Below are 11,654 nucleotides of genomic sequence, written 5' to 3'. Positions count from 1 at the left end.
TCCATACTGTTGGTTTATGCGACAGTGCTGGCTCCATGATTCCGGTAGAACGGCAGCAGGGTAAACCCGGCTGTAGAACATGCCTCGGATAAGCAGAACTTATGTTCAAAGCCATCGATGGGCTGTCACTCGACGCGCTGCGGGTGTTCGAGTCGGCCGCCCGCCAGCTCAGTTTCACCGCTGCCGCCAGCGAGCTGGGCAGCAGCCAGCCAGCGATCAGCCAGCAGATCAAGCGCCTGGAGCAACAACTGGCCACGCGCCTGTTCGATCGCGTCTATCGCGGCATCGTACTGACCGAAGCCGGCGAGCTGTTGTTGGCCCATGTGCAGGAAGGGCTGGCCAGCCTCGATGCCGGGCTTGTCGCCGTTACCGCGCGTCAGCAGCATGAGGTGCTGCAGGTGGCCACCGACTTCGCCTTCGCCGCCTACTGGCTGATGCCGCGTCTGCAGCGTTTCAATCGCCTGTACCCGGAAGTGGACGTCAGCCTGATCACCAGCGAGCGCGACCCGGCCACGGTGCCCAGCGACATCGACGTGGCGATCCGTTTTGGCGATGGTCGTTTCAAGCATGGCGAAGCGCACCTGCTGTTCCGCGAGGAGGTGTTTCCGGTGTGCAGCCCGCGTCTGCTCGGCGAGCGACAGCTACCGCTGCCGACGGAGGTTCTGACCGAGCTGCCGCTGCTGCACCTACGCCCGGAGCACCGTTCGCGCTGGTTTGACTGGGAGGGGTTGTTTCGCGCGCTGGGTATCGCCAGCCTGCCAACGCCCGGCGCGCTGCGTTTCGACAACTACACCTTGCTGATCCAGGCGGCGATTGCCGGGCAGGGCGTGGCCATCGGCTGGCGCCATCTAGTGGATGAACTTCTGGCTCAGGGGCTGCTCTGTCGTCTGGGTGAGGCCGAGGCGCATTCGGCGCTTGGCTATTACCTGGTGCTACCCGAGCGCAAGCGTCGCCAGCGCCTGACCGCACGTTTCGTCGATTGGTTGCAGGCCGAGCTGGATTCGCCGGCAGCAACCGTTTGACCGGGCCATACTGCAATAGCCAAGCGTGATCCTTATACTGATCGCCGCCGCTCTAGCCGGTCGTTTTCCACGTCTGCCAGCGGCCCCCACACTCCAACCGGTGAAGTGAACCGTGAAACTCCGTCATTCGATTTTGGGCCTGCTGCTATGCGGCAGCCTTGTTGTTTCGAACCTCCAGGCCGCGCCTGCCCAGCCGAAGCAGGAGCTGGCCGCCGGTAGTGCATTGCTGATCGATCTGAAGACTGGCCAGGAACTCTATTCCAGCAACCCGGACCTGCGCCTGCCGGTCGCCTCGGTCACCAAGCTGATGACCGCCATGGTGGTGCTCGACGCCAAGTTGCCGCTGGACCAGGTATTGCCCATCACCATCCGCGACACCCAGGAGATGCAGGGCGTGTTCTCCCGCGTGCGCATCGGCAGTGAAATCACGCGCCGCGAAATGCTGCACCTGGCGCTGATGTCCTCGGAGAACCGCGCTGCCGCCAGTCTTGCGCACCATTACCCGGGTGGTCACGCCGCCTTCGTCGCGGCCATGAACGCCAAGGCCAAGGCGCTGGGCATGCACAACAGCCACTTCGTCGAACCCACCGGTCTGTCCGAGCTGAACGTCGCCACGGCGCGTGACCTGGCGCTGATGGTCAAGGCAGCCAATCAGTACCCGCTGATCCACCAGTTCAGCACCGACTCCGAAGCCACCGTGGCTTTCCGCAAGCCCAACTACACCCTGGGTTTTCGCAACACCAACGCCCTGGTGCGCAAGCCCGACTGGAATATCAATCTGAGCAAAACCGGCTTCACCAACGCCGCCGGCCGCTGCCTGGTGATGGCCACCACCATCGCCAACCGCCCGGTGGCCTTCGTGGTACTCGGCGCGTTCGGCAAGTACACCCATATGGCCGACGCCAACCGCCTCAAGCGCTGGATGGAGACTGGCAAGGTCACTCCGGTGCCGGCTGCGGCGCTCAGCTACAAGCAGCAGAAGCTGGCTGAGTGGAGTCTGCAGGCCGCGCAGTGATGCAGGCGTGACAGAAAGGGCGACTCGGTGAGTCGCCCTTTTTCGTGGTGTCTCAGCTCGGACAGCCCAGCCGCTCGCTGAGAAAATCGAGAAAGCAGGTGATGCGTGACGCCAGCGCGGTGTTGCGGTAGTACACCGCGTTGATCGGCTGGCGCACCTCCACGCGTTGCTCGGCCAGCACCTCCACCAGTGCGCCGCTGGCGCGGGTGGCATCGGTCATGAAGTCCGACAGGCACACCAGGCCTTCACCGGCCAGGGCCAGTTCGAGAATGGTGTCGCCGCTGGAGGCGCGCAGGCTCGGGGTGATGCGCCAGCGCTCGCCGAGGGCGTGACGCAGCGGCCATTCGTTGAGGCTGTCCGGCTCGGTGAAGCCGATCAGGCTGTGCCCGGTCAGATCCTCGGTACGCGCCGGCGTGCCATGGCGGCGCAGGTAATCGGGGCTTGCCAATACGCGGCGGCGGCTGTGACACAGGGGCCTGGCATGCAGGCTGGAGTCCGGCAGGTTGCCGATGCGGATGGCCAGGTCGGTGCGGCGTTCCAGCAGGTCAATGATGCGGTCGTCGCTGTTCAGTTCCAGCTCGATCTGCGGGTAAAGCGCGCGAAACTCGCCGATCAGCGGCACGATCACATGCAGCATGAAGGGCGAGGCGGTGTTGATGCGCAAACGCCCGGCCGGTGCTTGGCGGCGCAGGGTCATCTGCTCCTCGGCGTCCTCGACGCTGGCGAGGATGCGCCGCGCCTGGGCCAGGAACACCTCGCCCTCCTCGGTCAATTCCAGACGCCGCGTGGTGCGGCGTAGCAAGGTAACGGCGAGTTTTTCCTCCAGCCGGCTGAGGGCACGGCTGACGCCGGACGCGGTTTGCTCCAGCTGCTCGGCGGCGGCGCTGATCGAGCCGCAGTCGACCACGCTGACGAAGGCGAGCATTTCTTCCAGGCTGGTCTTCATTGTTGATCTTCAGTCAAAGGTGTTTGCTGGCTTGTCAGGTTTTTTCGCATGAGTCTGGCGCGGATACTGCTCCCCAGCAAGCCTGCCTGCGGCCCGCCCTTTGCCTTCGGCCTGCAAATTTTATCCGCTGAGTCAGGCCGAACCATTCAGTTCCAGCGTCGGTCTGCTGATCGGCCATCCATTCACGACCTGATGAGGACATCCGTCATGAAATTCATTCCCCCCTTCGGTCTCGGCACCTTCCGCCTCAAGGATCAGGTCGCCATCGACTCGGTGCGTACCGGTCTGGAGCTGGGTTACCGGCATATCGACACGGCGCAGATCTACGGCAACGAGGCCGCGGTCGGCCAGGCCATCGCCGCCAGCAACGTGGCGCGCGACGAGTTGTTCGTCACCACCAAGATCTGGACCGAGAACCTCGGCAGCGGCCGGGTGATCGCCAGCTTGCAGGAAAGCCTGCAGCGTCTGGGCCTGGAGCGGGTCGATCTGACGCTGATCCACTGGCCGTCGCCGAACGATGAGATTCCCGTGGCGCAGTATCTGGGCGAGTTGCTGGAAGCCAAGCGTCAGGGTCTGACCGCAGCCATCGGTGTGTCCAACTTCACCATCGCTCATTTGCGTCAGGCCATCGAAGCCGTGGGAGTGGACGAAATCGCCACCAATCAGGTGGAAATCCATCCGCTGTTGCAGAATCGCAAATTGGTGGAATTCGCCCGTCAGCAGGGTATCCATCTGACTGCGTACATGCCGCTGGCCTACGGCAAGGTGCTGGCCGAGCCAGTGATCCAGCGCATCGCCGCTGCCCATGGCGTCAGCCCGGCGCAGGTGGCCTTGGCCTGGTCGCTACAGCAGGGTTACGCGGTGATTCCGTCCTCGACCAAGCGCGACAATCTGGCCGCCAACCTGGTCGCCGCCGAGCTGCGTTTGAGCACCGAAGACATGGCTGCAATCGAGGCTCTGGAGCGTGGCGAGCGCGTCGCCAACCCAGGCTTTGCGCCGCGCTGGGATTGAGCACCCGGAAATTCGTCTGGATCGCTGGCGGTGCGCATAGCGCACCGGGCTCGGTGTCGCCTCAACGCCCGCCGGCGATATCGATCAGCGCGCCAGTGGTGTAGCTGGCCTTGTCATCGAGCAGCCAGACGATGGCCTCGGCGACTTCCTCGGCACGCCCGGCGCGGCCTAATGGTGTCGCCTTGCCCAGGCGCTCGGCACGGTCCGGCTGGCCACCACTGGCGTGAATCTCGGTGTCGATCAGGCCCGGGCGCACGGCGTTGACCCTTACCCCTTCGCCGCCCAGCTCCTTGGCCAGGCCGCGAGTCAGCACGTCCATCGCACCTTTGGCGCCGGCGTAGTCGACGTACTCGAACGGCGCGCCGAGACTGGCGGCGACCGACGACACCAGCACCATCGAACCACCCTCGCCGCCGCGGCTGCGGGCCATGCGCCGGGCGCCTTCGCGAGCAGTCAGGTAGCTGCCCAGCACATTGACGTCGAACATTCGTTGCAAGCGCTCGCCGCTCATCTCCAGCAGCGGCATGGGCGGGGCGACGATACCGGCATTGACCACCAGACCGTGCAGCGGGCCGAACTTGTCCATGGCCGCGAACAGGCGTTGCACATCCTCCTCATTGGCGACATCGCCAGGCAGGGCGATGGCCTGGCCCCCCATGGCCTCGATCTGCGCCACCACCTCGTCGGCGGCAGCGCGGTCGCTGCGGTAGTTCACTCCGACCGTCCAGCCGTCGGCGGCGGCCAGCAGAGCGGTAGCGCGACCGATGCCGCGGCTGGCACCAGTGATCAGCAGGTTCTTGTTCATGACTGGGTTCCTTTTCTGGGGGCTGGTTGCCGAATTTATCCCACAGCCGCCATGAGTGTGCCCTATAGAAGATGCTGGTGTTTTCAACTGCGGCGAATCTGACCTCAGGCATGACGAACAGGTGCTCAGGCGCTACCATGCGCGCCCCTTTTCGTTCCGCTGCCATCGCCCGGCCCCGCCGGCTTGCCGAGACGCCATGAAACCCGCACGCCTTCGCGCCGACCTGCTGGCCGGCCTGACCTCATCCTTCGCCCTGGTGCCCGAGTGCATCGCCTTCGCCCTGGTGGCTCAGGTCAATCCACTGATGGGCCTGTATGGCGCCTTCATCATCTGTACCCTCACCGCGCTGTTCGGCGGCCGACCGGGGATGATCTCCGGCGCAGCCGGCTCGATGGCGGTGGTGATCGTCGCCCTGGTGGTGCAGCACGGTGTGCAGTACCTGCTGGCCACGGTGCTGCTCGGCGGCCTGATCATGCTGGCGTTCGGCCTGTTGCGCCTGGGCAAGCTGATCCGCATGGTGCCGCACCCGGTGATGCTGGGCTTCGTCAACGGCCTGGCGATCATCATCGCCCTGGCTCAGCTCGAGCACTTTCAGCACGACGGCCACTGGCTGCAGGGCAAGGCGCTGTACCTGATGCTCGGCTTGGTAGCGCTGACCATGGTCATCGTCTACCTGCTGCCGCGCCTGACCCGCGCGGTGCCGCCGGCATTGGTGGCGATTCTCGGTATTGGCGCGCTGGTCTACCTGCTGGAGCTGCCGACCCACACCCTCGGCGACATGGCGCATATCGCCGGCGGCCTGCCGAGCCTGGTGCTGCCGGACATCCCCTGGAACCTGGAAACCCTCGCCATCATCGCCCCCTACGCCGTGCTGATGGCCCTGGTCGGCCTGCTCGAAACCCTGCTGACACTGAACCTGACCGACGAGATCACCGCCACCCGCGGCCACCCGGATCGTGAGTGTGTAGCCCTTGGCGTGGCCAACATGACCTCCGGCCTGTTCGGCGGCATGGGCGGTTGCGCGATGATCGGCCAGACCGTGATCAACCTCGGCTCCGGCGGGCGCGGGCGACTGTCCGGGGTGGTCGCCGGGGTGATGATCCTGCTCTTCGTGCTATTCCTCTCGCCACTGATCGAACGTATCCCGCTGGCGGCACTGGTGGGTGTGATGTTCGTGGTGGCGCAGCAGACCTTCGCCTGGGGCTCGCTGCGCGTCGCCGGCAAGGTGCCGGCCAACGATGTGCTGGTGATCATCGCGGTGACCGCCATCACCGTCGCCACCGACCTGGCCACGGCGGTGCTCTGCGGCATCGTCATCGCCGCGCTCAACTTCGCCTGGCAGCACGCCCGCGAACTCTATGCCGACAGCGATATGCAGGCCGACGGCAGCAAGCTGTACCGCGCGCACGGCACCCTGTTCTTTGCCTCCTGCACCACCTTCCTCGCGCAATTCGAGCCGGCCGACGACCCGCAGCAGGTGACCCTGGACTGCCGCCACCTGAGCTTCGTCGACTACTCGGCCATTGCCGCGCTGAAGACCCTGCGCGAACGCTACGAGCGCGCCGGCAAGCACCTGCGCGTGGTACACCTATCCGAGCGTTGCAAGCAGTTGCTCAAGCGCGCGGGCGAGTAGACGGCTGGCGCCGTAACGAAAAAACCGCTGCCCTGTCGCCAGGTGCAGCGGTTTTTCTTTGCATCGAGGACGATCAGCGCCGCGCGCCACGCACTCCTTCGGCCAGTTCGCGGCACAGGCCGAGTACGCCGTCGATGGCCTGCTGCGGGCTTTGCGCTGCGGCGATCTTGTCGATCAGCGCCGAGCCAACCACCGCGCCCTCGGCGCGCTTGGCCACTTCGGCGGCGTGCTCCGGGGTGCGGATGCCGAAGCCGATGCACACGGGCAGGTCGGTGTGGCGACGCAGGCGCGCCACTGCCTCTTCGACGTGATCCATGGTCGCCGCTCCGGCGCCGGTGACACCCGCCACCGACACGTAGTAGACGAAGCCGGAGCTGCCAGCCAGCACCGTGGGCAGGCGGTCGTCGTCGGTGGTCGGGGTGGTCAGGCGGATGAAGTCCATGCCTGCGCTCTGCGCCGGTTCGCACAACTCGTCGTTATGCTCCGGCGGCAGGTCGACCACGATCAGCCCGTCGACTCCAGCGGCCTTGGCGTCAGCGATGAAACGCTCCACGCCGTAGACGAAGATCGGGTTGTAGTAGCCCATCAGCACCAGCGGCGTGCTCTGGTTGCCTTCACGGAATTCACGAACCATCTGCAGCGTCTGCTGCATGCCCTGCTTGCCGGCCAGCGCGCGAATGTTGGCGAGCTGGATAGCCGGGCCATCGGCCATCGGGTCGGTGAAGGGCATACCCAGCTCGATGACGTCGGCGCCGGCGTCCGGCAGGCCCTTGAGGATGCTCAGCGAGGTGGCGTAGTCGGGGTCACCGGCGGTGATGAAGGTCACCAGCGCGGCGCGGTTTTCCGCTTTCAGTTCGGCAAAACGGCTTTGCAGGCGGCTCATGCGTGCTTCTCCTGGTTGTCCTGCATGTGGTGCATCACGGTCTGCATGTCCTTGTCGCCACGACCGGACAGATTGATCACCATCAGGTGATCCTTGGGCAGCTTGGGTGCGCGTTTGAAGGCTTCGGCCAGCGCGTGGGCGCTTTCCAGGGCCGGGATGATGCCTTCCAGGCGGCAGCACTGGTGGAAGGCTGCGAGGGCTTCGTCATCGCTGATCGGCACGTATTCGACGCGCTTGATCTCGTGCAACCAGGCGTGTTCCGGGCCGACACCGGGGTAGTCGAGGCCGGCGGAAATCGAGTGGGCATCGGTGATCTGGCCGTCGTCATCCTGCAGCAGGAAGGTGCGATTGCCGTGCAGCACGCCCGGCGCGCCGCCAGCCATGCTCGCCGCATGCTTGCCGGTGTCGATGCCGTGGCCGGCGGCCTCGACGCCTACGATCTGCACGCCTTGGTCATCGAGGAAGGGGTGGAACAGGCCGATGGCGTTGGAGCCGCCGCCGATGCAGGCCACCAGCGAATCGGGCAGGCGCCCTTCCTTCTCGAGGATCTGCTCGCGCACTTCGTTGCCGATCACCGACTGGAAGTCGCGCACCATGGCCGGGTACGGATGCGGGCCGGCGGCAGTGCCGATCAGGTAGAAGGTGTTGTGGACGTTGGTCACCCAGTCGCGCAGGGCCTCGTTCATGGCGTCCTTGAGGGTGCCGGTGCCGGCGGTTACCGGGATCACCTCGGCGCCGAGCAGCTTCATGCGGAAGACGTTGGCCTGCTGGCGGTCGATGTCGGTGGTGCCCATGTACACCACGCACTGCATGCCGAAGCGCGCGGCCACGGTGGCGGTAGCCACGCCGTGCATGCCGGCGCCGGTCTCGGCGATGATGCGCTGCTTGCCCATGCGCTTGGCCAGGAGGATCTGGCCGATGCAGTTGTTGATCTTGTGCGCGCCGGTGTGATTGAGGTCTTCGCGCTTGAGGTAGATCTTCGCCCCGCCGAAGTGCTGGCTCAGACGCTCGGCGAAATACAGCGGGCTGGCGCGGCCGATGTAGTCACGCTGGAAGTAGGCCAGTTCGTCGAGGAAGGCCGGATCGCTCTTGGCCTTCTCGTATTCGGCGGCCAGCGAGTTGATCAGCGGCATCAGGGTTTCGGCGACGAATTGACCGCCGAAGCGGCCGAACAGGCCGCGAGCGTCGGGGCCGGTGCGAAATGAGGTCATGATCGAGCTCCTGTCTGGGCTCCTCTGCCCACAAGCGGGCAGGAGGATTGGCAATGGCGCCATTCTACCCCTGGCGGACAGGCTGAAAAGCGATTAGATTGCCCTGACATGTCAGTAAAAGTCACAAGTAAATGAGCCGAGAACTGCCCCCGCTGAACGCCCTGCGCGCTTTTGAAGCCGCCGCACGCCTCCAGAGTGTCAGCCGTGCGGGCGAGGAGCTGCATGTTACCCACGGCGCGATCAGTCGGCAGATTCGTGCGTTGGAGGAACAGCTTGGGGTCAGCCTGTTCGACAAGGATGGTCGCGGCGTGAAACTCACCGATGCCGGAGTGCGCCTGCGTGATGCGGCAAGCGATGCCTTCGAGCGCCTGCGCGGCGTCTGTGCCGAGCTGCGCCAGCGCCAGGACGATGCACCCTTCGTCCTCGGTTGCCCCGGCAGCCTGCTGGCACGCTGGTTTATCCCACGTCTGGATCGACTCAATCGCGAGTTACCGGAACTGCGCCTGCAGTTATCCGCCAGCGAGGGCGAACTGGACCCGCGTCGCCCTGGAGTGGATGCCACCCTGTGCTTCGCCAGCCCGCCCTGGCCGGTGGACATGCAGGTATACGAGCTGGGCGTAGAGCGCATCGGCCCGGTGCTGAGCCCACGCTACGCCAGTTATGAGCAGCTCGGTTCGGCGCCCGCGGCCGCCTTGCTGGATGAGCCGCTGCTGCATACCGCGTCGCGCCCCCAGGCCTGGCCGCAATGGGCCCTTGCGCAAGGGCTCGACTCGCACAAGCTGCAGCATGGGCAGGGCTTCGAACATCTCTACTATCTGCTGGAGGCCGCCGCGGCGGGCCTCGGTGTGGCTATCGCCCCGCAGATGCTGGTAGCCGACGACCTGGCCGCTGGTCGCCTGGTCGCGCCTTGGGGCTTCGTCGAAACGCCGGCGCGCCTGGCGTTGTGGGTGCCTGGTCGCGCGCGGGACGGCCGCGCCCAGCAACTGGCGCGCTGGCTGGAGCGCGAGCTACGGGGTTAGGTCATTTCGGCGCGTGCTCTGGCTGCTGGTCTAGGCTGGTAGTAAAGCCACAGTGGAGCAATGACATGTCCAACCACCACACCTACAAGAAGATCGAGATCGTCGGCTCGTCCCGCACCAGCATCGAGGAGGCCATCGAGAACGCCCTGGCCGAATGCGCCAAGAGCGTGCGCAACATGGACTGGTTCGAGGTCGTCGACACCCGTGGCCATATCGAGAATGGCAAGGTGGGTCACTACCAGGTCACGCTCAAGATTGGCTTTCGCTTGAGTGGTAGCTGATGCCTTGGGCGGCGAGGAAGGCGTAGAAGGCTTCGCGGCTTGAATAGCGCGGTTGGTAGCCGAACTCCTCCTTCAGGCGCTGGTTGGCCAGCACCGGTCGGTAGCGCAGAAAATCCAGTTGCTCCGGGCCGTACTGGCTCAGCCCCAGTGGCTTGAGCAGGCGCAGCGCGCCACTGAGCAGCGGCGCCGGTAGCGGCCGGTAGGGTTTGCCGAGGATCTCGGCGATTTCCTTGAGGCTCAACGCGCCATCGCCGGCCAGGTTGTAGATGCCTTCGCGGTTCTCTTCCAGGCCCTGGCGGATGATGCCGACCACGTCCTGCTCCCAGATGAACACGAAACGGCTGCTGTGGCCGAGCACGCCCAGAACCGTGCGTTTCTTGAACAAGTCGCTGATCGGGTTATTCAGGCGTTTGCCAAGGATGGTGCCGGGGCGCAGCACCAGTTGACGCAGTTGCGGGTGCTGCTCGCGGCAGCGCGCCAACAGTTGTTCGATTTCCAGTTTGTGCTTGGCGTAGGCGAAATGCGGGTGGCCACGTAGCGGCTGGTCTTCGTCGATCCATTCGGCATTGTCCGCGGCATAGCCATAGGCTGCGCCGGAGCTGGTGAGCACCAGTTGGCGCACACCGTTGGCGAGTGCGCTATCGACCAGGCATTGGGTACCACCGACCTCGATGGCGTGCAGGTGGGCTTCGCTCATATGGCGTGGTGGGCGGATCACCGTGGCCAGGTGGACGATTGCATCCGGTTTCCAGCCGCTGATGCAGGCACGCACCTGTGCCGGGCGGCCCATGTCCAGCAGCACCGGCTCGACGTTGGCTTTCAGCCCTTGGCTGGCGAGGGGGCGGATGTCTGCGGCGATCAGTGTCCATTCGGGGTGCTGGATGGCCAGTTCGTCGAGCAGCTGATGGCCGATGAAGCCGGCAGCACCGGTGATCAGAACGCGCATGATTGCCTCCCGGCGGATACTGATATCCGCCCCGGTCCGTTCAAATACCGGAAGAGCGCCGGTACGACGGACGTGGCCCTTTGAGAAGCGGGCCTTGTGATTATGGTTTTTACCGACGCCAGGCTAGGCAGACGACCGCCAGCTGACAATGGCAGAAGTCGCCAGCGGCCGTGGCGATTTACGCCAGGCGCACGGAGGCTGTGGTACTGCGCACAGCCACGAGGGGTTGCGGCTGGCCACAGAGGCGAGGATCAGGCAAGCTGGCCGCGCTTATTCAGGGAGGATAGTCATGTTCAGGATGCTGCTGGTGTTGTTCGTCGCGCTGTCGCTTGGCGGCTGCATCGACAACGAACCGCCACTTGCCGAGGAACGCCGCCTGCTGCTCAGCGGTGAGGATTTCGCCGTTTACGAGGCGCCGGACGAAGGGCACTACGAGAAGCTGGTGACCTACGCTGCGCGCAGCATCGACCTCAGTTTCGAGAGCGAGGGCAGCGACTGGTTCTATCTCTACAGCGGTGTCTCTCTCTATCCGCGCGCCGCTGATGCGCTGATGACCAGTTACGCCGAGACGTTCGGCGCCTCGTTAGGCCTGCGTGACAGCGGGCTGGTGCAGCAGGATCTACCGCTGGAAACCAAGCTGGCCAGTCGCGCCAGCCTCAAGCTGCTGACCCAGGACGGTGAACCGGTGGGCAACCTGTTCTATGCCACGGTCGGCAACAAGTCGATGTTCACCATCTTCACCGGGGTGTATTTCGAGCAGCCCGAGGACTTCGAAGCGTTCATCGCGCCCAAGCTGCTGGCGTTGCGTGAATACCAGCACACCGATCCGTTGCTGAGCTGGGCGGGTGACAAGCTGGGGTTGGGCGCCGATTGAGCCGCCCC

Annotated in this window: 12 protein-coding genes; 7 read left to right on the top strand and 5 right to left on the bottom strand. The window is 65.0% G+C overall.

The features are described from left to right. The first annotated feature begins 101 nt into the window (after window positions 1–101). A complete protein-coding gene (locus BM186_RS12060) occupies window positions 102–1,022 on the top strand; it encodes a choline sulfate utilization transcriptional regulator (protein ID WP_072425107.1) in 921 nt (306 codons plus the stop codon). A 112-nt stretch (window positions 1,023–1,134) separates the two neighbouring features. Then, on the top strand, window positions 1,135–2,037 hold the full coding sequence (pbpG, locus tag BM186_RS12055; RefSeq protein ID WP_072425106.1) for a D-alanyl-D-alanine endopeptidase: 903 nt from the start codon (window positions 1,135–1,137) through the stop codon (window positions 2,035–2,037). A 52-nt stretch (window positions 2,038–2,089) separates the two neighbouring features. On the opposite strand, the gene BM186_RS12050 is transcribed toward pbpG, so the two are convergent. Continuing rightward, a complete protein-coding gene (locus BM186_RS12050; RefSeq protein ID WP_072425105.1) occupies window positions 2,090–2,983 on the bottom strand; it encodes a LysR family transcriptional regulator in 894 nt (297 codons plus the stop codon). A gap of 207 nt (window positions 2,984–3,190) precedes the next feature. On the opposite strand from BM186_RS12050, the gene dkgB reads away from it, so the two are divergent. Further along, window positions 3,191–3,994 carry a 2,5-didehydrogluconate reductase DkgB gene (gene dkgB / locus BM186_RS12045; RefSeq protein WP_072425104.1) on the top strand — a complete coding sequence of 268 codons (804 nt, stop codon included), beginning with the start codon at window positions 3,191–3,193 and terminating at the stop codon, window positions 3,992–3,994. Window positions 3,995–4,055: 61 nt separating this feature from the next. Here dkgB and BM186_RS12040 read toward each other — a convergent pair whose 3' ends face one another. Next, window positions 4,056–4,799, bottom strand: a complete 744-nt coding sequence (locus BM186_RS12040) for an SDR family oxidoreductase (protein ID WP_072425103.1) — start codon at window positions 4,797–4,799, stop codon at window positions 4,056–4,058. Between the two features lie 196 nt (window positions 4,800–4,995). Here BM186_RS12040 and BM186_RS12035 point away from each other — a divergent pair, with 196 nt between their 5' ends. Continuing rightward, window positions 4,996–6,432: a SulP family inorganic anion transporter gene (locus BM186_RS12035; RefSeq protein ID WP_072425102.1), complete on the top strand. Its 1,437-nt coding sequence runs from the start codon at window positions 4,996–4,998 to the stop codon at window positions 6,430–6,432. Window positions 6,433–6,505: 73 nt separating this feature from the next. On the opposite strand, the gene trpA is transcribed toward BM186_RS12035, so the two are convergent. After that, a complete protein-coding gene (gene trpA / locus BM186_RS12030) occupies window positions 6,506–7,315 on the bottom strand; it encodes a tryptophan synthase subunit alpha (protein WP_072425101.1) in 810 nt (269 codons plus the stop codon). Further along, a complete protein-coding gene (gene trpB / locus BM186_RS12025) occupies window positions 7,312–8,526 on the bottom strand; it encodes a tryptophan synthase subunit beta (RefSeq protein ID WP_074915516.1) in 1,215 nt (404 codons plus the stop codon). Before trpB ends, trpA begins: the two co-directional genes overlap by 4 nt. Before the next feature lie 131 nt (window positions 8,527–8,657). Here trpB and BM186_RS12020 point away from each other — a divergent pair, with 131 nt between their 5' ends. Together BM186_RS12020 and BM186_RS12015 are read left to right on the top strand one after the other, a co-directional pair. Then, window positions 8,658–9,545 (top strand): LysR family transcriptional regulator, encoded by an 888-nt coding sequence (locus tag BM186_RS12020; protein ID WP_074915514.1) that lies wholly within the window; start codon window positions 8,658–8,660, stop codon window positions 9,543–9,545. Between the two features lie 65 nt (window positions 9,546–9,610). Further along, a complete protein-coding gene (locus BM186_RS12015; protein ID WP_017676334.1) occupies window positions 9,611–9,826 on the top strand; it encodes a dodecin in 216 nt (71 codons plus the stop codon). Here the strand turns inward: BM186_RS12015 and BM186_RS12010 are convergent. Continuing rightward, on the bottom strand, window positions 9,795–10,772 hold the full coding sequence (locus BM186_RS12010; protein ID WP_074915512.1) for an SDR family oxidoreductase: 978 nt from the start codon (window positions 10,770–10,772) through the stop codon (window positions 9,795–9,797). The two genes, BM186_RS12015 and BM186_RS12010, sit on opposite strands and share 32 nt — an antisense overlap. A gap of 289 nt (window positions 10,773–11,061) precedes the next feature. Between BM186_RS12010 and BM186_RS12005 the strand changes: the two genes are divergently transcribed. Continuing rightward, window positions 11,062–11,646, top strand: a complete 585-nt coding sequence (locus tag BM186_RS12005) for a hypothetical protein (protein ID WP_074915509.1) — start codon at window positions 11,062–11,064, stop codon at window positions 11,644–11,646. Window positions 11,647–11,654: the final 8 nt, after the last annotated feature.

Source organism: Ectopseudomonas toyotomiensis (assembly GCF_900115695.1).
GTDB lineage: Bacteria > Pseudomonadota > Gammaproteobacteria > Pseudomonadales > Pseudomonadaceae > Aquipseudomonas > Aquipseudomonas toyotomiensis.
The sequence above is the reverse complement of the archived record's forward strand: the minus strand, read 5'-3'. Positions and strand labels throughout refer to the sequence as shown.

Excerpts from the sequence above, each read along its gene's own strand:
- BM186_RS12060 (WP_072425107.1), top strand. The coding sequence starts at position 102 with ATGTTCAAAGCCATCGATGGGCTGTCACTCGACGCGCTGCGGGTGTTC.
- BM186_RS12050 (WP_072425105.1), bottom strand. The coding sequence starts at position 2,983 with ATGAAGACCAGCCTGGAAGAAATGCTCGCCTTCGTCAGCGTGGTCGAC.
- dkgB (WP_072425104.1), top strand. The coding sequence starts at position 3,191 with ATGAAATTCATTCCCCCCTTCGGTCTCGGCACCTTCCGCCTCAAGGAT.
- BM186_RS12040 (WP_072425103.1), bottom strand. The coding sequence starts at position 4,799 with ATGAACAAGAACCTGCTGATCACTGGTGCCAGCCGCGGCATCGGTCGC.
- BM186_RS12035 (WP_072425102.1), top strand. The coding sequence starts at position 4,996 with ATGAAACCCGCACGCCTTCGCGCCGACCTGCTGGCCGGCCTGACCTCA.
- trpA (WP_072425101.1), bottom strand. The coding sequence starts at position 7,315 with ATGAGCCGCCTGCAAAGCCGTTTTGCCGAACTGAAAGCGGAAAACCGC.
- trpB (WP_074915516.1), bottom strand. The coding sequence starts at position 8,526 with ATGACCTCATTTCGCACCGGCCCCGACGCTCGCGGCCTGTTCGGCCGC.
- BM186_RS12020 (WP_074915514.1), top strand. The coding sequence starts at position 8,658 with ATGAGCCGAGAACTGCCCCCGCTGAACGCCCTGCGCGCTTTTGAAGCC.
- BM186_RS12015 (WP_017676334.1), top strand. The coding sequence starts at position 9,611 with ATGTCCAACCACCACACCTACAAGAAGATCGAGATCGTCGGCTCGTCC.
- BM186_RS12010 (WP_074915512.1), bottom strand. The coding sequence starts at position 10,772 with ATGCGCGTTCTGATCACCGGTGCTGCCGGCTTCATCGGCCATCAGCTG.
- BM186_RS12005 (WP_074915509.1), top strand. The coding sequence starts at position 11,062 with ATGTTCAGGATGCTGCTGGTGTTGTTCGTCGCGCTGTCGCTTGGCGGC.